Here is a 21,026-nt window from a genome sequence, read left to right as displayed (position 1 = left end):
GCCGGTGCGGGCCCAGGGCCAGTGGGCAACGCCCACCCGCCGCACGGTCCGAAGCGCTGGTTTACCTGACGGGCACCGGCCCGCTGCTCGAGGATGAACCGGTGACGCCACCCGGCTCCGGCTCCCGGCCCTGTGCACCGACGCCACCCTGGCCGCGGCCCGCGAGGGGCGGCCGCGCCGCGTCGCCGCCGTTGTGCCGGCGGTCTCGGTGCCCCGGTCCCGCCGCCGGGGAGACGGGGCGGGGTCGGGTTGGAGCACACCGGTTGGTGTGGCAGGGCCGGTCGGGTCCATGGGAAACTGGCCCTGCCCCGTCAAGGGTAGGACCGGCGGGCGGGGGTGGGGCTTCCTGTGGGGGCAGTCCCGCCCGAGGCCACCGCGCCGCTGGGGTTGTCACGGGTGCGTGGGTGGGCCCCCGGACACCGGGTGGGTGTCTGGGGGCCTGGGGGTGGGTGGTGGGCTATGTGGTCATGTGTGGGGGGTGTGGGGCGGGGGTTTAGTAGGAGTCCCAGGTGACGGAGTTGTTGGTGGTGTTGCGGATGATGATGTTGCCGTCGCCGGCGAAGGTGAGGCTGGGGGTGGTGGTGAAGGAGTTGCTGGTCCAGAGGGTGGGGCCGTTCCAGATGGAGTGGATTTCGAGGGATCCGTTGGTGAGGTAGGCCGCGGCGCCGTTGTTGCCCCAGGTGTTGGTGGTGAAGATGACGTTGAAGGCGTTGTCGTAGGTGACGAGGTTGCCGTCGCCCTGCATGGAGGTCTGGCGGTTGACGCCGGCGACGACCTGGCCGGACTCGAGGGCCACCTGGCTGGTGCCGGTGGTGATGGTGAAGCCGGTGGACCACTTGGCGTTGCCGCCGGCGCTGTTGACGGTGCGCAGGAGGCCGTCGGAGGTGATCTGGAGCCTGCCGCCGGTGTTGGTGGTGTTGGCGGCGTGCCAGACGGTGGTGCCTGCGGCGTTGAGGATCTTGAACTGGCCGTTGTCCATGACGGCCTTGGCGTTGGGGTTGTCCCAGGTGTTGGAGGCCCAGATCTGCTGGCCGGTGCCGTCCTTCAGGACGAGGTTGCCGTCGCCCTGCATCTTCAGGGTGCGGGCGTTCGCACCGATGCCCGCGCTGTACTCGGTGTTGGCGGTGAGGGGGTTGGAGGTGGTGCCGAGGTTGTCCCAGCCACTCTCGACGTAGTTGGGCAGGTTGTTGTAGAGGGGGCCGCCGTTGGTGCTGGTGGACCAGAGGGTGGCACCGTTGTTGGTGATCTTGAGTTCGCCGGCGGGGGTGAAGGTCAGGACGCTGCCGGTCTGGCCGCTGTAGGTGCGCTTGAGGACGGTGCCGTCGGCCTTCTTGATGTAGAGGTTGCCGTCGGTGCCGAAGACCGCTTTTGCTCCCGGGTTGCCCTCGGTGTTGGTGGCCCAGGTGGCCTGGCCCGCGCGGTCGTAGGTGACGAGGTTGCCGTCGCCCTGCATGGTCAGTTTGCGGACGGTCGAGTACTGGATGGACGTACCCCCGTTGGTCAGTTTGGTGTCGACGATCTCGACGGAATCGCCGCTGGCGAGGGTGGTGCCGCCGGCGACGGGGCTGGGGTTCCAGGTCTTACCCGGCTCGGGGGAGGTGTAGGAGATCTTGATGCTGCCGTCGCGGGTGTTCTGGTCGGTCCTGTCCGCGCCGTTGACGCTGACGGCGTTCTGCAGTGTGACGCCGGTGGCGCTTCCGGCACCGTTGCTGCCTCCGGCCCCGCCGTTGCCGGAGTCGCCGATGCGGCCACCGCTCCATCCGCTGCCGCCGCCGCCGATCGCGGCCGGCGCGGCGGTGGAGGCCGTCCAGCCGGCGCCGGTGTTGGTCGGGCTGCCGCCGTGCCAGTTGCCTCCGGTGCCGCCGTCGTATCCGGCGTGCGGGTCTCCGGAGTTGTCGACGGTCATGCCGCCGCCGCCGCCCGCGGCGAGGATCACGGATCCCATGTTGTTCGAAAAACTGCTGTCCTTCAGCCCGACGAATGACCCGCCGCCGCCGCCACCACCGAAGTGGTTGACGCGCGCCCCGTCCGGGGTGGTGAGATTCCACAGGGCGTAGTACTTGCCTGCTCTCGTTGAGTCGTTGTTCCCGGCCGCGCCGCTGCCTCCGTTGAACGAGCTGCGGCCGGGAGCCAACACCTCCGCACCCTGCGACACCCCTTCGCTGTAGGCCGCGCCACCGGCTTTGACCGTCAGCCTGACGCTGGGATTCATCAGGAACGTGGCCTTCTGGTAGCCACCCCTTCCGCCAGCTCCGGCGAACTTGACGGGATCGCCGGAGGTTTGGATTGCGCCGGCACCGCCGTCCGCCCCGTAAGCCTCGATGGTCACAGATGTCGGGGAGCTGATGAGAGCAGGCGGGTTCCAGGTATCGGCATTATCGGATGCGCTGTAGGTGATACTGCAGGTCACGTTCCCGTCGGTAATGGTCGCGGTCTCACCGGCCCGCTGGCAAGGAATGATCTGCTCGGCGGAAGCGGCATGGGCGCCAGTGGCGGTGAGGCCGGTGAAGGCGGCCGCGGCGAGGGCCGCGGTCATGCCGGCGGCGAGGGTGCGCTTGGTTCGTCGGTGCCCGCTACCGGTGCTTGTCTCGGCGTCGCAGCCGGGAGTCCCGGCGGCCGGTGTCTGGGTGGCGGATCCGGTGGTGCGCCAGAGGTTGATTCCCATGGTGTGCTCCTGGTCTTCTGGCTCTGGTTTGTGCCGGAGCTTGTTGGTGTGGTTTCTTCGTTCTGGCCTTCTCCCCCGGCCAGATTTCCGAGTGTGCCGCAGGTCACGTCCTAAATGTCGGACAAAGGCCGTCATCTGCACGTAAAGGCATCAGCTGAGCGCATCCGGGAAAGGCCTCTTCGGAGTATGCGGGCGGGCATTCGGGCGGGCATCCTGGGGGTTTCCCTCATGAAGTGAACTCAATTCAATTGAATTCGCAAGGGGCTATTTCTGAGGGTGTCCGGCTGGGTGATCTGTGTGGGTTTTTCTTCTTCGGGTGGGTGGTGTGTGTTGGGGTGTTGGTGACTGCCGGGTAGGGGTGCGGGGGCGGTGGTGCGGGGTGTGGGCGCGGGTTGCCCGCATGGTGGACAGCGGTGCCGCGGTTCGTGCTGGGGTTGTGGCCGGGCGGGGGTGTCGCGGACGTGGCCCGCCGGCGTGGCCCGCCGGGTCTTGAAGGCGTGGCTCTTCACTGGCCTCGTTGTCTTGGAGCAGCTGCGGCCTCGGCCGGGGTGAACACCCGCCGTGGCCTGGGGGCCCGGATGCGGTACCTGCGGACCACCAAGGGCGGCGCCCCGGCGCTGCGCGAGGCCGGCGTCACCGCCACCCCCGCCACCATCCGGGCCTGGGCCAACGGCAAGCAGACCCCGAGGCCGGCCACCCGGGAAGCCATCGACACCGCGTACTGGAACCTGCGCGCCGCCAACGTCATCGCCAACAGCGGGGCGTTCAAGCGGCACCTCAACCGGGCCGGCCGCGGCTCCAGAGTCGAGATCCACCCCGTCAACCAGCAGCCCGTGGACGAGAACCGCCGCCGCGACCTGCGCGTCCGCTCGTTCCAGGTCCGCTACGTCTGGGACGACGCCGTCGACGCCCTCACCGCCGGCGACACCGGCAAACTCGAAGAGATCTGGGACGACATCATCGCCGACCTCGACTCCGACTACGGCGCCTACCAGTACGTCTCGCACGTCGGCCTCGGCGCCTGACATACGGCGGGGGTGCCCGGGGCGGCCCTGGCCCGCCAGGAGCGGCGGTGCCGCGTCGGCGCCGTCATGCCGCCGGTTGTGCCGGCGGTCTCGGTGGGGCTATCAGGATTCCGGCTCTGTCGCACATCCGGTGGTGACGGAGTGTCAGGTGGGCCGGGTGGGTGTTGGTGAGCGGATCGTGGCAGGCCGCCACGCTTCGGCCTCCGCGTGGCGTCACACCCTCACCGAGCTCACCATCCCGGAGGACCGCACGGCTCCCGGGGCCACCGGCCCCGGCCGTATGGCCTTCGACCTGGGACCATCACCTTCAGCGACGGCGGTTGCGCTTCGTTGCCACCGGATGTGCGGCAGAGCCGAATCCTGATACTCCCGGCGGCGATGGTGGCGGTCATGCGGCTGGGCCCTCCGCCGGCGGAGACGGTGAGACCGAAGGTGGCGGCGACGCGGGGTCTGGATCCGGTCGTGGTTCGTGCTGGCCTGGTTGTGCTCAGGGGAGGGGTTGGCTGGGGGAGGTGATTTTGATGGTGCCGTTGATGATGTTCTGCTGGGCCGCGGTCAGCTCGTTGTCGAGGCTGGCGGGTACTTGGGATGTGAAGTCGTGGTACGGGGCGAGGTCGGCGCCGCGGTTGGCGAGCGTTCCGACGTAGTTGGTGGTGTTGAAGTCGCCGGCCGCTGCGGCGGTGACGACGGTGCTCACGGCGCTGGCGATGCCCTTGATGACGGAGGTCATGATGACGGAGCTGTAGTCGGGGTTGGAGTAGAAGCCGTCGTCGTCGACCCAGATGACGTTCAGCTTCCCGCCGCTGGCCTTGGCCTTGGCCTGTGCCATTGCCCCGACGCCGGTGCCGCCCGCTACGGGGAAGACGATGTCAGCGCCCTGGGCCTGGAGGGTCTGGGTCATCTGGCGGCCGGCGTCGGGATTGTTGAAGTCCGCCGGGGTGATGAAGCTGCCACTCTGCGAGGGCTCGTCCCAGCCCAGCAGCTGGACCTTGGCGCTGTGCTCGCGGTTGTAGTACTGCACACCCTCCCAGAAGCCGTCCATGAAGACCGTGACGGTCGCGAACTTGTCCCCGCCGAAGGTCGCGATCTTCCCCGTCCTCGTCATTCCGGCCGCGAAGTAGCCGGCGAGGAAAGCCGCCTGGGCACTGTTGAACTGCAGGCCCTTGATCTGGGGCGGTGTGGACGGGTAGTCGACGATGACGTACTTCTGCGAGGGGTGCTGCGCGGCCGACTCAGCGGTGGCCTGAAGTTCCCCCCTGATCCTGGACAGCTGTTGTTTATGCTGTGGGGGTGAAGTCGTGCTGCAGCCTGGCTCGGGTTTCGAGTGGGGTGAGGTACCCGAACTCGGGGTGCCTGCGGAGCCTGGTGCGGTTGTATTCGACTTCGATGAAGGGAAAGACGTCGGCGCGGGCGGCCTCGCGGCTGTCCCAGACGGTGGTGCCGATCTCCGCTTTGAGCAGTCCGAAGAAGCTCTCGGCTGCGGCGTTATCGTAGCATATGCCGGTTCGTCCCATGCTCTGCCTCAGGTTCAACTCCTTTATCTCCCGGCGGAATTCACCACTGGTTGTATTCGCTTCCGCAGTCGGTGTGCATGATGCAGCCGGGCTTCAGGCCGCCGCGGCCGGCGGCCATCTTGAGGGCGTCGGTGACCAGTTCGGCGCGGTGGTGGTCGGCCATCGCGTACCCGATCACTTCGCGGGTGGCCAGGTCGATGACTGTTGCCAGATACCACCAGCCCTCGATCGTCGGCAGGTAAGTGATGTCGCCGACCAGCTTCGTGCCGGGCCGAGCGGCGGTGAAGTCACGGCCGACCAGGTCCGGAGCCGGGGCCGCCGCGGTGTCCTGCTTCGTCAGGTGGCGGCGCCCGCGGCGGGTGATGCCGCGGATGTCGCGCTCGCGCATGATCCGCTCGACCTTCTTCCGGTTGATGGCGTGGCCCTTGCGTCGGAGCTCGGCATGCACGCGTGGGGCACCGTAGGCGCCCCGCGAGCTGGAATGGATCTCTCGAATCATCCCCGCCAACTCGTCCTCAGCGCACTGCCGTTCAGCGATCGCAGGCCGTGACGCGAGCCACGAGTAGTAGGTGGAGCGGCCCACGCCCATCACGCCGCATAGCCGCGCGACGCTGTAGCCGTCCGGGTTCGCCCCGGTGGCCCTCTCCGCATCGATGAAGAGACACAGAACGCCTACTTCACGATCTCCCTCGCGAAGTAGGCCGCAGCTTTTACCAGGATCTCGTTCGCCTTCTTGACCTCAGCCAGCTCACGGCGGACGCGGCGCAGTTCCTCGCGCTCATCACTGGTCAGCGCGCCGGCTGGCCCCTCGCCCCGATCGGCCTTCGCCTGCTTGACCCAGCCCCGCAGCCCCTCCGGGCTGACCCCCAGCTCCCGGGCAATCTCGGTGACGTTCCGATGCGGCGAGGACCGGACGAGTTCGATCGCGTCCCGCTTGAACTCCGCCGTGTACCGCTTGCTCATGTTGCTCTTGCCGCTCACTACCTGGACTGCTTCCTCCGGGACTCAACCGTCCCAGTATCAGGCTGTCCAGTTCAGTGGGGGAACTTCACCCGGGAGCTTCACCCGGCGGCTGGGCGGAGTGGGTGGACGATCACCCCGCCCACCACCGGCACGCACCGCGTCCCGGCCGGGAGCTCCCTGAGCAGCGCCAGGTTCTCCGCCCGGCCGCTGCGGGCCGCCCGCCGCAGGTGGTCGGCACCGTACCTGCGGACCACGAAGGCCGGGGCCCGGGGCGCTCGCCGAGGCCGGCGTCACCGCGGCCCCGGCGACCCGGCGGGCCTGGGCCAACGGCAAGCAGACCCCCCGCCCGGCCACCCGGGAAGCGATCGACACGGCGTACTGGAATCTGCGCGCCGCCAACGTCCTGAACAACTCGGGTGCGTTCAAGCGGCACCTCAACCGGGCCGGCCGCGGTTCCAGAGTCGGGATCCACCCCGTCAACCATCAGCTGGTGGAGGAGAACCGGCGCTGCGACAACCTGCGGGTCCGCTCGTTTCAGGTCCGCTACGTCTGGGACGACGCTGTCGACGCCCTCACCGCTGGCGACACCGGCAAACTCGCCGAGATCTGGGACGACATCATCAGCGACCTCGACTCCGACTACGGCGCCTACCAGTACGTTTCCCACGTCGGTCTCGGTGCCTGCCTGACCGCCCACCCATCACCACCCGGGCCCGCCGGCCTGGGCCCGGGCAGCGGGGTGACATGGCGGCGTTCCGCACCCGAGGCTGCGCGCCGCTCGTTGTTTGGTGGGGGGTCAGGTGTGCAGGAGGCTGTTGCTGCCGTTGTGGCCGTCAGCGTTGTCTTCGTCGAACCAGTAGTCGCCGTGGGCGAGGTAGCGGAAGCCCAGCTGCTGGTCGTGGGGGAGGGCGACGGTGACTGCCCGGCTGCCGTCCGGGCGGGGCATCAGCGGATGGGCGCCGGGCCGCCAGCCGTTGAAGTCACCCACCACACTGGCATCCCCTGCGGGGTGACCCGCGGGGAGGACGAAGGTGACCTCGGTCTGCTTTTTGGTGCGGGTGCGTTCCAGCATGAGCCGCTGCTCCTTGATGGTGTCGGTTGGGGAGAGGTGTTGTTCTTGATACTCGCGTGAGCGGGGGCCGCGGGCCGCGCAGGCGGGGCGGAACGGTTCTGCTGTCACCTGCGCGCAGTAAGGGGCGTTCCTGGGCCCGCGGCAGGCAGACCCCGAGGCCCGCCACCCGGGAAGCGATCGACACCGCGTACTGGAACCTGCGCGCCGCTAACGTCCTCGCCAACTCGGGTGCGTTCAAGCGGCACCTCAACCGGGGCGGCCGCGGCTCCAGAGTCGAGATCCACCCCATCAACCAGCAACCCGTCGACGAGAACCGACGCCGCGACAACCTGCGCGTCCGCTCGTTCCAGGTTCGCTACGTCTGGGACGACGCCGTTGACGCCCTCACAGGCGGCGACGCGAGCAAACTCGAAGAGATCTGGGACGACATCATCGCCGACCTCGACTCCGACTACGGCGCCTGCCAGTACGTCTCCCACGTCGGGCTCGGTGCCTGACGTGCAGCAGTGCCCCGCCGGCCGCGGCCCGCGGGGAGCAGTGATGCGGCAGCGGGAGCCCGGTCCGGCCGGCCCCGGGGGCCAGGACGGCAGCGGTCAGGACGACGAGGACGACTGGGCCTAGCAGGAGAAGCCTCAGTGCCGGCTGGCCGTGCCGCGCCTGCTGGGGCCGCCGCGCTGTGCCGTGTCCCCCGGGTGTCCGGCCCTGGGCCCGGTTGCTGGGCTTCGGCCTGGGCGGCGGGTCAGGGGAGCGGGCGGGCGGTGTGCCGCCCGGAGGGGTTCCCGGGCGGCTGGACCAGGGTGTCCCACAGGGGGTCGTGGCGGCCGGGGACGCTGCGTCCGGCGGCGTTCCATGTCCGAGCGAGCTGGGTGTAGATGGGGGTGTCCGGCGGTGGCGGGGTGTGGGGGTGTGGAACTGTTTCGGTTCGCGGTACCGGGAGGGGGACCGCGGTCAGTTGGGGCGTCGTCACTTTCTGACCAACGGCACAGCGGTCCCCGACGGCACGGCCGCTCCCAGAGCTGTTCGTCTCCGGGGGGCCTTGGACCCGGCGGTACGCCCCGGTTTGGGCCGGTCGGTGAAGGGCGGGGAGACATGCGGCGGGCGGTCTGCCGGGGCGGTGGCGGGTGTCTGGTGGCGGGTGTGTGGCTGTTTGGTCCTGTGCGGGTTCCGGTCAGTGGTTGGGGTTCCCGGGCCGGTGGTGGTGGCCGGGGAACCCCGGTGTCCGGTGGTGTGCGTGGGTTTTCCCGCCGGGCACCCCGGTGGGGATGCTGTCCAGCTCCGTGCCACCGGACAATGATCTTCACGACTGCGCGGGGGTGGGGGCAAGCGCCCACGCCGGGAAGGCAGCCGCCGCCTGGGTGGCGGGTACCGCTGGCCGGGTGCGCGTCCCCGGTGGGGGTGTCGCTGCCGGCGCGTGTTGTTGGTGTGATGCCGCTCGCCCGCCGGGGGCTGGTCGGCGGGGCCCGCTGTGGGGTGGTGGGTGCCCGGTCCCGCCGCCGGGGGGATGGTGGCGGGGCCGGGTTGGAGCACACCGGTTGGTGTGGCAGGGGAGGTCGGGTCCTGGAAACCGGCCCTGCCCTGTCAAGGGTAGGACTGGCGGGCGGGGGTGGGCTTCCTGTGGGGGCAGTCCTGCCCCCGGCCACCGCGCCCCTGGGGTTGTTACGGGGGCGTGGGTGGGCCCCCGGACACCGGATTGGGGTGCGGGGGCCCTGGGGTGGGTGGTTTAGCGGTAGGTGAAGGAGAGGGTGATGGGCTGGGTGTCCCAGAGGGAGGGGTTTTGGGCGTTGACGTTGATGTGGACGTTGCCGGTGCTGTCCGTGGGATGCTCGGGGCTGCTGACGCCGTGGACGTAGATGGTGGCGGTGCCGTTGTTGTTGTTGGTGAGGGTGACGGTGACGTCGCTGCCGCCGTCGTTGGTCTGGCTGAAGGTGGGGGTTTCGTTGTTGAAGCCGGTGGTGGTGACGGTGAACGCCGCGCCGAGGGTGGCGTCTCCGGTGGTGGGGCTGGTGAATTTGTAGGCGTTCTGGGTGTGGGTTTCCCAGGCCTGGGTGCCGCCTGCCTGTTTGCCGGTGAGGTTGCCGTCGTTTTGGAGGTTGAGGGTGCCGCCGGTGCCGGCGGACGCGGTCACCGCGTTCTGGTTGGTGTTCTGGTTGGTGGCGGGGGTGCCGTCGCTCTTGAGGACCTTGAGGGTGCCGTTGTCGAACTTGGCGTAGTAGCCCTGGCCGCTGTTGCCCCAGGTGTTGGTCGCCCAGAGGGCTTTGCCGTCGGAGGTGCGGGTGAGGGTGAGGTTGCCGTCGCCTTGCATGGTGAGTTTGCGGCCGGTGAGGTCGTTGGTGTTGCCGGTGGTGACGCTCTCGCCGGCGTTGAGGCGAAGCTCGGTGCCGAGGTTGGTGCTGGTGGACCAGGCCGGGTTGCCGCTGGCCCGGGTGATGGTCACCCCGTCCCGGGAGAACTTGAGGGCACCGCTGGTGGCGGTGTCACCGTTGGAGCGCCAGATCTCGATGGGGCTGCCGCCGTTGGGGGTCTTGGTGAGTTTGATGACGCCGTCGGTGTCGAACTTGCCGGACAGGGTGTAGCCGGAGAAGTTGCCGCTGGTGTTGGAGGCCCACAGGGCGCCGGCGTAGCTGCCGTCGGGGTTGGCGGCGTATTCGACGAGGTTGCCGTCGCTCTGCAGGACCAGGTAGGTCGTCTTGTTGCCGTTCGCGTCGTTGGTGCCCATGTAGTACTTGGTGTTGACGACCAGGTTGGTGCCGGTGGCGATGCCGGTTGCCTTGTAGTTGGGGAGGGTGGCGGGGTCGAGGTAGAGCTGGTCGCCGTTGCCGACGGACCACTTGGTGGCGCCGTCCTTGCTGATCTTGAGGTAGCCCTGGGCGGTGAGGTCGAGGGTGCTGCCGGGCTCGCCGCCGTAGGTGCGGAGCAGTTCCTTGCCGTTCTGGCTGATGATGCGCAGGTTGCCGTCGAGGCCGAACTGGGCGTAGGCGCCGGGGTTGCCGCCGGTGCCGGAGGACCAGCGCAGTGAGCCGGTGCTGAAATCGCTGTTCAGGAGGTAGGTGGCGAGGTTGCCGTCGGCTTGCATGCGCAGTGAGGTCAGCGCGGGTTCGCTGGGCTGGCCGGTGCCCACATGGTAGGAGTTGCCGGCGGTGATCGTGGCGGGTGAGCCGTTGGAGGTGAAGCTGATGCCGCCTGCCTGGTAGGCGGGGAGGCTCGCGGGGTCGAGGGGCATTTGGTTAGTGGTGGTCGACCACTTGGTGGCGCCGTCCTTGGTGATCTTGACTTCGCCGGTGGGGGTGAAGGCCAGAGTGCTGCCGGGCTGCCCGCCGTAGGTACGGCGCAGGGGGGTGCCGTCGGCCTTCTTGATGGAGAGGGTGCCGTCGGTGCCGAAGACGGCGCTGGCGCCGGGGTTGCCCTGGGTGTTGGAGGCCCAGGTGCTCTGGCCGGTGGAGTCAGTCAGGACGAGGTTGCCATCAGCCTGCATGGACAGGCGGTTTCCGAGCCCGTTCACGTAGCTGGTATTGGAGGCAAAGGATGTGCCACCGGACCAGGTTTTGTCGGAGACCTCGCGGGGAGCGACTGCGACAGCCTGGGCCGCTCCCTGCACCGGATTGGGAATCGTGCTCATCGACCAGGTGTTCTTGGTGAACTTCTTGAGCTCGCCAGTTCCGGCGACCGCATAGACCCCGCTCTGGTCTGCGGCGATTCCATAAGCCTTTCCGGGGACGGATGACGTGACAGTTACGGGCTGCCCGTTTCCTCCTGCCGGGAATGTGTATATCGTGGTGGTGAGGCTGCCAGTGACGTTAGCTTCCACGTAGACGTTGCCGTCCAGATCGACCGCCATCTCACTGGGGTTCTTCTTGTAAATGCAGAAAGTAGGATCGTAGCAGGTTCCGATGTCGCTGGTGTACTGCCCGATCATCACCGGCGCATTGTAGGCCGCAGTGACGCCCGGGGTGACCTTCCAGACGCGATACGAGCCGGAGTAGGTGTCGTTGAAATATACATTCCCCGCCCCGTCGACACCCAAGCCATAGATGTGAGGATTGCTCATGAAGCCTACTTCGTGGCCATTCAGAGAGCCTCCGATATAGCCAGAGACTTCCGGCCCCTTGGCGACTACGCTGGACGATCCGTCGGGGCTAATCTTCACAATACTGGCATCCTGGCTCCCCGCAATGCCGGCCGGGGCGGTCGTATAGACGTTCCCGCTCTTGTCGGTGGCCACCTGCATCAAGCCGGACGAATTGTGCCAGAAGAGAGTTCGCTCGCCGGTGGGGGAAATCTTGTATATGTCCTGGCTTGGCGGCGGCGTGGGCGTCGCCGTTTCATCGTGATAGCCGATGCTATATGAATTTCCCGAGAGGTCCATGGCAAGTGCGTATTTGATTCCGCCGGGCGGCGCGTCGGCCGATGCGGTGCTGATGGTGCCATCAGTCTTGAAGTTGTTCAGTACTGGGGCATTCCCGCCGATCGGCGCATTGACTGTGACCATCCGAGTCTGGCCGTCGGCATGCGCGCTGGTGGCGGTGAGGCCGGTGAAGGCTGCGGTTCCGAAGGACGCTGTGACGGCAACAGCTGTGGTGCGCTGGCGCCACTTCTTGCCTCTGCCTTGGTGGCCCGCGGTGTGGTTGTGGTTGTGGGCTGGGCTGTGGTCGCGGTGGTGGTGGTTGTGAGTACTCAAAGGTCTCGCCTCGCTGAAGATGTGGGATTTCAGGCCGTGGTTTCAGCTGGCGGGCCTGATGAGGTGGTTTCCTGTGCTCTGGCCGTCTCCTCCGGCCAGGTTTTCTACTGTGCCGCATATCACATCCTAAACGGCGGATAAAGGCCGACCGGTGCACGTAAAGGCAGCAGTGGCGCGCGTTCGGGAACGGCCTTTGCGAGGGCATGCGGCCGGGCACTCGATGGGTTTCCCTCATGAAGTGAAAGGAATTCACTGGATTCTCTTGGCCCTGTTTTCCGAGGGTGTCCAGCCGCGGGTGCTCTGCGTGGCAACATCCGGTTGCGGGGGCCGTGTGTATTGGGGTGCTGGTGAGCGGATCGTGGCAGGTCGCCGTGCTTCGGGCCTCCGCGTGGCGTCACACCCTCATGGGCTCTCCACCTCCGAGGACCGCACGCTTCCGGGGCCACCAGCCCCGGCCGTACGGCCTTCGACCTGGGACCATCACCTTCAGCAACGGCAGTTACGTCTCGTTACCACCGGATGCGCGACAGAGCCGAAGACCGTACAGACCCCCACACCGCAGCTGTGAGTGGGTGGGGTGGCATCAGCGGGGTGGGCAGCACCAGGCCGGTGTGAGCAGGGAGAGCGTTGAGCTCGAACGTTGTCGGTTGATGTCGTGGATCTTGGCTGTCATGGGGTGACTTTTCGGCTGTCGTGAGGCAGGGAACAGGCGTAGCACACCCAACGGATGGCTGACATGGGGTTGCCTGTTCCTGTGCGCTCGGCGGCGGTTGGGGAGTGTGCTGGACTGCGTGATTTCTGATTCCGCCGGTGCTGCACTTCCCGTTTCTTCACGGGAGTCTTCGTCTTCGTTGCCGGCTGTTGATGGGGACCCACCTGTTTCCGGCACGCGGGATCGGGTGTTGGCACGACACGTGGTGGTCGGGCGCCTTCTGGCTGTGGACGAGGCGGGGACGTTGTCGTCGGTGCACGCGCGCATCGCTGCTGAGATGGCGGGTGTGTCGGAGCGGACGGTCTGGCGCTGGCTGGCTGTCGCCCGGGAGTCTGGCCGCGTGGCACCTGCCCCGCGCCGCCGAGGGTTCACGGTGTCCGACGAACTGTGGGACCGGCTGTCCGAGCTGGGCGGAAACGTCGCGGCGCTGCACCGTGAGCTCGTCGAGCAGGCCCAGGCCGATCCGGAGCAGGAGCCCGCCGGGCGGGTGCCATCGTTGGCGACGATGGCACGGGTGGTACGCCGGGAACGGCAGGCCGGTCGGGTTCTGCCCTCTGCCCGGGCCAGGCACGGCAGAGTCCATCGGGCGGTGTATGACCGCGCGTTGGCAGAGCTCGCCTTCCCCGGCATGGTCGACGAAGCCGGGCAAGCTTCCCCACCTGCTGTGCAGACTGCCGTGCCGACCGCGCCTGATGTCTCTACCGAGGCCGTGCCGCCGGTAGACGGGGTGCGGTTGTATGTTCCCGGCGCCCATGTGGTGGCGTCCCGTCAGGTGGGCGAGGTGACAGAGGCGATCGCGCATACGGTCGCCGCGCGGGGGATCGCCTGTGTCTACGGCGATGCGGGGCAGGGGAAGACGGTCGCGGTCCACCAGGCGTTGCGTCTGCTGCCGCGCCGGATCCCTGTCCATCAGGCTCAGGTGGCGGTCAAGCCGGCTCTGCCCCAGTTGCGCGCCGCGCTGCTGACCGCGTTCGGCCTGCCGGCGACCGCGCTGACGAACCGGACGGACGCGGCTGACCGCGCGCTCATCGAGGCCTTCACGACCTCTGGGGTGCTGCTGATCGACGACGTCCAGCGCATCGCCGCTCCCGAGCTCGACTACCTGCGCTTGCTGGCGGATGCCCCGACCACTCAGATGTCGCTGGTGCTGTGCGGGGCTGGCGCGGAGCGCACCCTCGCCCGGGCCCCCGCGCTGGCTTCCCGGGTGCTGACCTGGCAGCACGTCCCGCGCCTGGCGGCCCCTCAGATCACCGCCGTGCTGCGCCGGTTCCACCCGTTGTGGCACACCGCGGCCGACGCCGACCGACCTGCTGCACGCGGATGAGACGTGCGCGCGGGGGAACTTCCGGACCTGGGCGAAGATCACCTCTCACGCCTACGCGGCTTTGGACCAGCGCCGCGACGACACCAGTGTCGACCGCGCGCTGCTGGACAAGGCCTGTTCCCGTCTGGGCCCCAACCCCTGACCCTCTCACCTGCCGCCGCACCGACCGCCATCCGCCGACGGGAAGGACTCTGGTGAACGCCCCCATCTTCGACGACACAGACACCGCCGCCGCGGAACCCGCACCGGCCCATGCCGAACCCGCCTTGGACGCGGTGTCGTTGAAGGTGCTGCGCGCCCCGGCAGTACGCCGCTTGCTGGCCCTGCGGGCCGAGGGTCGGCTCACCCGCGCGCACGTGCGCACCACGGCACAGTGCCTGGCGGTCTCCGACCGCACCGTGTGGCGGTGGCTGGCTCAGGCCACCACTACACCGGCCACCACCGGCCACCACCGACACCCCCGGCGCCCGCCACACCGACAGGTTCGAGATCACCCCGCAGATCCGGGTACTGCTGGCCTACTGGCGAGGCAACGCCTCGGCGGTCCACCGCGAACTCCGCGCCCGCGCCCACCCCACCTCCGCCACCACCCCCGAAGGCGCCACCTCCGCCACCGCATCCACCGCCGCCCGCAGCACCACTACGCCCGGCGGTGCGACCTTCGGCAACGCCGCTCCTGCCTCCACCACTGCTCCCGCCGTCTCCCATTACGCCACCACCCTGCTCGACGCCACCGGCACCGGCGGCACCGCCTCCACCCTCGCCTTCACACCCGAAGCCGCCCTCACCACCGCCACCTTCGACGCCGCGGCCACCGGCGATGCCGTCGACGCAGCCGACCCGTCGCCATCCACACCCCGCACGGCCCGTACGGCCGGCACGGCGATCCCGGGAGGCGCGCCGCCGGCCGCCGTCCCCGTCCTGGAGCAGGTGCCGTCGCTGGCAACGTTCCTGCGCGCGGTACGCCGCGACCTCACCCCGGGGGAGCTGGCCGGCTACCGCAAGGGCCCCGACGCGGCCCGCGCACGGGATGTGTTCGGCAAACGCCCCCGCACCTGGCGCAACCACACCTGGGAGGGCGACCACGTCCAGGCCCCGCTGCGCGTTGCCGCCGCCGGACGGCTGGTGCGCCCGCACGTCACCTGGTTCATCGACTGCGCCACCAAAGCGATCACCGGCGTCGCGGTGACCCCGGGCACCCCGTCACGGGCCTCGATCCTGGTCGCGCTGCGCTCCGCCATCCTGCGCACCGGCTCTTACGGCCCCGTCGGGGGCCGGCCGGAGACGGTGCGGATCGACCGCGGCAAGGACTTCCTCTCCGCCACCGTCACCGCCGCCTTCACCGCCTTCGGCACCACCGTCGACGACCTGCCCCCCTACAGCCCCCACCTGAAGGGCAGCATCGAGAACCTGAACCGCAGCGCCACCCGGATGCTGTTCGCCGCACTGCCCGCCCACCGCACCAAGCAGCCCCGCCGCCGCCCCGACCGCCTGCCCACCGCCCCCGCCCTGTCCTTCGAGGACTTCACCGCCGAGGTCTTGGCCTTCGTCACCTGGTGGAACACCCAGCACCACCCCGACGGCCTCCAAGGCCGCACCCCACTCGAAGCCTGGAACGCGGATCCGACACCGCTCACCGACATCCCCGCGAGCGACCTGTGGTCGTTCACCCTCGAAGACGACGCCCGCACCCACCGCATCACCAGCCACGGCGTCCGCTTCAAGAAACACGACTACCTCGCCGACTGGATGACCGGCCAGGCCGGCCGCGAGGTCAGGGTCCGCTTCATGCCCCACCACACCCACGAGATCGAGGTCTGCGACCCCGCCGGCCACCGCCTGGGCACCGCCCACCTCGCCGACCAAGCAACCGGCGAACAACTCACCGCGCTGCACCGCGCCCGCGCCCGCCGCGCTGGGCGCCTACGAGCCGACGCCAAGGCCGCCGAGCGCCTGCGCCACCAGCGCTTCGCACCCACCACCACCCCGGCCCCGCCCCACCGTCTGGACGCCGTCACCGCCGCCGAGGCGACCCGGGAACTGTCCCGCCACCACGAAAGCACCCTCACAACGCTCGCCCTGCCCGACCTGATCCCGCCCACCCCCGCCCCGCCCGACTGGCCCACCCCCGCCACCGTCACCACCGCCGCCCACTCCGCCTCCCACCCCACCGTGCCTCGCACCGCGCCCGCCTCCAACCGTCAGGACCCCCTGTGACCCGCCGCCTGCCACCCCCGCCCACCGACCAGTACACCCACCTGCCCGAAGCACGGCTGGTGGCCACCCGCGCCCTGCTCACCGTCCGCGACAACCTCGCCGACACCATCACCGCCCGCGCCATGACCTGCATTCATGGTGGCGCCGGCTTCGGCAAGACCGTCGCAGTCACCAGCTGCCTGCGCGAACTCGAACCCGACGAGGACATCCACCGCATCACCTTCCACACCCGCCCCACCACCCGCGCGGTACGCCACGAACTGTTCACCAGCCTCCAACTGCCAGGACAGCCCCCGCGCTACGCCAGCGAGTTCGACCACCTCCTCAAAACCGAGCTCGCCGCCCACCCCCGCACCCTGGTCCTGGACGAAGCGCAGTGGCTCTCCAGCGATCAGCTGGAGTACGTCCGCTACCTCTGGGACGACCCCTACACCCAGCTCGCCGTCGTCTTCGTCGGCGGCGAGGGCTGCTACCAGGCCCTGCGCAAAGAACCGATGCTCTCCTCCAGGATCTTCATCTGGCAGCGCCTGGCCCGCCTGGCCCCCGAAGAGGTCCTGGAGGTCATCCCCCTCTACCACCCGATCTGGGCCGAGGCCGAGCCCGCCGACATCGCCTTCGCCGACCAGCACGCGGCCCACGGCAACTTCCGCAACTGGGCCCGCCTGACCGCCCGCACCCACACAGCCCTCCAACGCACCGGCCGCACCCGCGTCGACCAAGAAGTACTCCGCTGGGTCTTCAGCCGCCTTGCCCCCACCGGCTGACCCACCCGCCACCGCCACCGCCCCCCACCCGACGCGGCCTGGCGACCGTCCACCCCCCCACTCCGGGTACCGCCCACACCGCCGACACCGCCCCCACCCGCCCACCGCCCCCGACGCACGCCCCGTCCCCGGTACGCCCGCTCAGCCCGTCCAGCCCGCACCCATCCCGTCCCCGCCTGGGCCCGCCCCTACCTCCACACCGCCGCCCTCTACCACCACCACCACCACACCCGCACGAGCCCCTTCCTGTTCACCAGCTGGCGCACCGAACCCGAAACCGACCTCGCCGACCTCCTGCACACCGCCGAACACTGCCGGCTGCGCCCGCCCCAGGACCCGTGGGGCCGCCCGGGCGGCCGCTTCCGCCTCGACTTCCCCCAAGCCCTGCCCGACGGCCCGCAGCGGACGATCGGGGTGTGGCTGGACAACCTCCCACCCGAACTGCAGGCGGCCGCCCTGCGCTGACACCCCGCTGCACCCCGCCACTGGCCCACGTACGCGGTTTCCATCCGCCGGTGATGACACCGGCCACCACAACGCAGGCGGCGCGGCGTCTGCACGCCGCCACCGCCCACCCCCACCTCGCCGCCGTGCTGGCCACCGCCCTGTTCACCGCGGCCGCGGACAGCCAGCTCGCCACCGCCCACCGCACCGACCTCACCACCCAAGCGGCCACCATCGCCCTCCACGACCCGAACGGGCTGCGCCACGGCCGCATGACCCACCCGGTGCCACCGTGGGCACGCCCCCTGCTGCTGGCCGCCGCGCATCAGCACGCCTTCGCCGCCGCCGGCGACACCCCGCTGTTCACCGCGCCCTTCCCTGGCCCGCGCGAGCCTCGTGAGCGGGGGCAGACGTGGGAGGCGACCGGCCTCGCCGAAGCCCGCCCGGCCTGCGCCCGCCCCAGCCACCCCGGCCTCGTGCGCGCGCCGCGGCCGGTGCCCGTGGCGTTCGTGCCGGCACCGGGTCCGCCACGCGAATCCCCGCCACCGGCGGCGCACACCGCGCCGCGCGGTCTCGCTGTCGGGTGTTGCCCCCGCGCCGCGGCTGGCGTTCCCGTTGTCCTGTCGCGGCGCTGGCGGCCCGGCGGCCGCTCCGCCTTGGTGTGCCGGGTGTCCGCCGTGGTGCTTGGCCGCGCTGCGCCCCCGTCCCGCGCCCGCTGCGCCCCCGTCCCGCGCCCCTGTCCCGGTCTGCGTTTTCTGTGCCGTTGGGGCGGTGGTGTTGTCTGGGCTGGTGTGCGGTGCCGGGGTGTGGGGGTGCCCGGTCGCTGTCCTGGTGGGGGGCGGGGGCGGGGCGGGGCGGATTTGGGGGGTTGTCTGTTTTCTGGGTGATGGTGGCGGGGCCTGTGTGTGGGGGGTGGTGCTGGGTGTGGGTCAGGCCCCCCGGATGGTGGTCCGGGGGGCCTGGGGTGGGTGGTTGGGTGGTGGTGTTAGCGGGTCCAGGTGGCCTGGTTGCTGGTGTTGTAGGCGACGAGGTTGCCGTCGCCTTGGAGGGCGAGGCGGGTGGCGGTGCCGAGGTTGGCGGTCCAGGCGGTGCCGTTGACGGTGAGGTTGCCGTTGGTGTTGAAGGTGGCGGTGTTGGTGCCGCCGGAGGTGGCGGTGGCCCAGGGGGCGCTGGAGTAGTTGCCGGTGTAGAGGACGAGGTTGCCGTCGCCCTGCATGCTGAGGCGGTAGCCGTTGCCGTGGTTGACGTCGCCGGTGGTGACGGTGCCGCCGGTGGCGAGGGTGTCGCCGCGCAGGAGGACGTCACCGGCCCAGGTGATCTTGCCGGTGGTGTCGGTGGTGCGGATGTAGCCGGAGTTGACCCGCAGCTTGTCGCCGGCGGCGCCCTCGGAGTGCCAGATCTCGGTGCTGCCGTTCTTGATCCTCAGGACGCCGTCGGTGCCGAAGGTGGCGGTGGCGCCGTTGTTGCCCCAGGTGCCGCTGGACCAGAGGAGGGAGCCCTGGGTGCCGTCGGTGTTGACGTTGTAGGCGAGGAGGTTGCCGTCGCCCTGCATCTTCAGCATGCCCATCGTGTTGCCGTTGGCGTCGTGGGTCCCGAAGCTGTACGTCTGGCCGGTGACGAGGGGGGTGGAGCTCTGCGCGATGCCGCTGGCCTGGTAGTTGGGAAGCGTGTCGGCGGGGAAGTAGAGGCCTTCGTTCTGGCTCGTCCAGGGGGTCTGGGCGAAGTTGGTGATCGACAGGTCACCGGAGGGGAAGAAGCCGAGGGCACCGGCGGTGGCGTTGGGGTTGCTCTGGCGCAGCGTGGTGCCGCCGTTGGCGACGCTCTTCTTGATCTTGAGGATGCCGTTGGCGAAGGAGGCGGTGGCGCCGTAGTTGCCCCACGTGTCGGAAGCCCAGACGGCCTGGCCGCCGAGGTTGGTCATGACGAGGTTGCCGTCGCCCTGCATGACCAGGGTGCGGGCGTTGGCGATGCTGGTGCCCGTGCTGTAGGTGGAGTTGGACGCCAGGTCGGTGAGGTTGAGGTGGCCGCTGGCGTTGTAGTTGGGCATCGTGTTGAGGGCGGGGAAGGTGAGCTGCGTGATCGTCATGTCGGTGTGGGCGCCATCGGTGAAGCTCGCGGCGCGGCTGTCGCCGCCCACTCGCTGGACACTGCCGATGGACGCGGCACTGTAGCTGCTGCCGGCGTTGCCTGCCCGGTTCCCACCGTTCTCCATGTGCCCGCCGTCGCCACCCCACTGGCCGGCGCCACCGCCACCACCGAAGCTTGTGTTATTCCAGTTTGGTGTTCCGGCGCCACCGTTCTGGCCCCAGTTGTTGAGCGTGTTGCCGGACTGGCCGACGTCAAAACCCTGCCGGAAGGTCGTGTTCTCGAGGCCGGGGCCGCCACCGCCACCCGCGACCCAGAGATCCTGGCCCTGGACGGAGGCCGCAATCGCCGTGCCGCCGGCGCCCGCCTCCCACTTGTGGTCCCAGGTCTCATGTACGCCGCCGCCGGAGATCTTCCTGAAATCGATCTGAGTGCCGCCGGGGACCGTGTACGTGACGGTGACCTTGCCGCCGTCCCCTCGATGGCCCGCCTCCATCCCGTAACCGTCCCGGCCGGGCTTGCCCCTCTCCCCATAGGCCTCGAACTGCACCGTCGCGGTGGCACCGGCCGGCACGGTGTAGCTTCCCCCGTCGTAGGACGTCTTCGCGCAAGAGACGGTGTTCGCGGACGGGTAGGTCGCGGCCGCGCCGTTGGGGCAGGGGTTGTACGCCGCGCCGGTGGTGGCGCTCGCCGAGGACGGGGCGAGGAGGGCCGCGCCGGAGACGGCGATCGCTCCGGTGAGGAGGGTGGCGAGGGTGCGCTTACCTCGTCGGCGTCCGGTCCTGGGGCTGGTCTCTGTGTCGAAGGCGGGGGTCTCGACGGCGGGGGTGGTGGGTCCGGTGGTGGGCCAGAGGTTGATTGCCATGGTGTGCTCCTGGTGTTCTGGCTCTGGTTTGTGCCGGAGCCTGTTGGTGTGGTTTCTTCTCTCTGGCCTTCTCCCCTGGCCAGGTCTCCAACTGTGCCGCAGGTCACGTCCTAAACGGCGGATAAAGGCCAGCAATTGCGCGGAAAGGCAGCGCGTCCGCGCTTTCGGGAAATGCCTTCACGGGGGCACCCGGGCGGGCATCCGTGAGATTTCCCTCACTAGGTGAAGCTATTTCCGGTAAATGCCCGCTGCTGTTTTCCGTAGCGTATTCGTGCGGGTTCGCGGGGTGGTGTTTGTTCCTCTCCCGGGGTGGTGTGTGTTGGGGTGTTGGTGACCGCCGGGTAGGGGTGGCGGGCCGGGGGTGGTGCGGGTGGGGTGTGCGGGGTTGCCCGCATGGTGGACACGGCCGCCGTCGGCCGCGCCTTCGTGTTCACGCAGCCGCCCCTGGCATCTCGGGCACTGGCCCCGGGGCCGGGGGCTGCGCCGACCGCCACGCTCCTGCCGGGGGCCCCGGGCACGGCCCCGTGCCCGGCCGGACCTCCAAGGCACGCCGTTACCGGTTGCCGGGCCCGCGGTATTCCCGTCCGGCTCACTCCGATCGGGGCCAGCCCCACCCGACCTGCCCTGCCGGCCGCCTGCCGGCCGCCTGCCGGCTGCCGCGGGCCCACGACGGGACACGCCCCAGCGCCGCCGCGGCCCCA

At 69.6% G+C, this 21,026-nt stretch carries 13 protein-coding genes; 5 read left to right on the top strand and 8 right to left on the bottom strand.

Going from position 1 to position 21,026, the window contains the following annotated elements; genetic code table 11:
• Positions 1-493 precede the first annotated feature (493 nt).
• Entirely contained in the window at positions 494-2,665 is a 2,172-nt protein-coding gene (locus OHV05_RS35250; protein ID WP_331729911.1) for a hypothetical protein, read from the bottom strand.
• A gap of 548 nt (positions 2,666-3,213) precedes the next feature.
• Between OHV05_RS35250 and OHV05_RS35245 the strand changes: the two genes are divergently transcribed.
• Positions 3,214-3,690: a hypothetical protein gene (locus tag OHV05_RS35245; protein WP_405021613.1), complete on the top strand. Its 477-nt coding sequence runs from the start codon at positions 3,214-3,216 to the stop codon at positions 3,688-3,690.
• 487 nt (positions 3,691-4,177) lie between these two features.
• On the opposite strand, the gene OHV05_RS35240 is transcribed toward OHV05_RS35245, so the two are convergent.
• The 5 genes from OHV05_RS35240 to OHV05_RS35220 all read right to left on the bottom strand — a co-directional run bounded on the left by OHV05_RS35240 (position 4,178) and on the right by OHV05_RS35220 (position 7,239).
• Positions 4,178-4,951, bottom strand: coding sequence for a BMP family ABC transporter substrate-binding protein (locus tag OHV05_RS35240; protein ID WP_331731144.1), 774 nt, complete (start codon positions 4,949-4,951; stop codon positions 4,178-4,180).
• 16 nt (positions 4,952-4,967) lie between these two features.
• Positions 4,968-5,204: an IS3 family transposase gene (locus OHV05_RS35235; RefSeq protein ID WP_331729907.1), complete on the bottom strand. Its 237-nt coding sequence runs from the start codon at positions 5,202-5,204 to the stop codon at positions 4,968-4,970.
• A 40-nt stretch (positions 5,205-5,244) separates the two neighbouring features.
• Entirely contained in the window at positions 5,245-5,859 is a 615-nt protein-coding gene (locus OHV05_RS35230; RefSeq protein WP_331731142.1) for an IS3 family transposase, read from the bottom strand.
• Between the two features lie 17 nt (positions 5,860-5,876).
• Positions 5,877-6,185, bottom strand: coding sequence for a transposase (locus tag OHV05_RS35225; protein ID WP_405021612.1), 309 nt, complete (start codon positions 6,183-6,185; stop codon positions 5,877-5,879).
• A gap of 778 nt (positions 6,186-6,963) precedes the next feature.
• A complete protein-coding gene (locus OHV05_RS35220; protein ID WP_331729966.1) occupies positions 6,964-7,239 on the bottom strand; it encodes an isoamylase early set domain-containing protein in 276 nt (91 codons plus the stop codon).
• 56 nt (positions 7,240-7,295) lie between these two features.
• Here OHV05_RS35220 and OHV05_RS35215 point away from each other — a divergent pair, with 56 nt between their 5' ends.
• The gene (locus tag OHV05_RS35215; RefSeq protein WP_331729898.1) at positions 7,296-7,736 is read left to right on the top strand and encodes a hypothetical protein; all 441 of its coding nucleotides are present in this window, start codon (positions 7,296-7,298) and stop codon (positions 7,734-7,736) included.
• Positions 7,737-8,959: 1,223 nt separating this feature from the next.
• On the opposite strand, the gene OHV05_RS35210 is transcribed toward OHV05_RS35215, so the two are convergent.
• Positions 8,960-11,914, bottom strand: a complete 2,955-nt coding sequence (locus tag OHV05_RS35210) for a hypothetical protein (protein WP_331729893.1) — start codon at positions 11,912-11,914, stop codon at positions 8,960-8,962.
• A gap of 1,085 nt (positions 11,915-12,999) precedes the next feature.
• Between OHV05_RS35210 and OHV05_RS35205 the strand changes: the two genes are divergently transcribed.
• The 3 genes from OHV05_RS35205 (at position 13,000) to OHV05_RS35195 (ending at position 16,931) form a co-directional block, all read left to right on the top strand.
• Entirely contained in the window at positions 13,000-13,950 is a 951-nt protein-coding gene (locus OHV05_RS35205) for an AAA family ATPase (protein WP_405021611.1), read from the top strand.
• Positions 13,951-14,880: 930 nt separating this feature from the next.
• Positions 14,881-16,167 carry a Mu transposase C-terminal domain-containing protein gene (locus OHV05_RS35200; protein ID WP_331729889.1) on the top strand — a complete coding sequence of 429 codons (1,287 nt, stop codon included), beginning with the start codon at positions 14,881-14,883 and terminating at the stop codon, positions 16,165-16,167.
• Positions 16,164-16,931 (top strand): ATP-binding protein, encoded by a 768-nt coding sequence (locus tag OHV05_RS35195; RefSeq protein WP_331729887.1) that lies wholly within the window; start codon positions 16,164-16,166, stop codon positions 16,929-16,931. The genes OHV05_RS35200 and OHV05_RS35195 overlap by 4 nt, the downstream gene beginning before the upstream one ends.
• A gap of 1,429 nt (positions 16,932-18,360) precedes the next feature.
• Here OHV05_RS35195 and OHV05_RS35190 read toward each other — a convergent pair.
• Positions 18,361-20,325, bottom strand: a complete 1,965-nt coding sequence (locus OHV05_RS35190; RefSeq protein WP_331729884.1) for a hypothetical protein — start codon at positions 20,323-20,325, stop codon at positions 18,361-18,363.
• Positions 20,326-21,026 lie beyond the last annotated feature (701 nt).

The organism is Kitasatospora sp. NBC_00070, from assembly GCF_045041205.1.
Taxonomy (GTDB): Bacteria; Actinomycetota; Actinomycetes; order Streptomycetales; family Streptomycetaceae; genus Kitasatospora.
The sequence above is the reverse complement of the archived record's forward strand: the minus strand, read 5'-3'. Positions and strand labels throughout refer to the sequence as shown.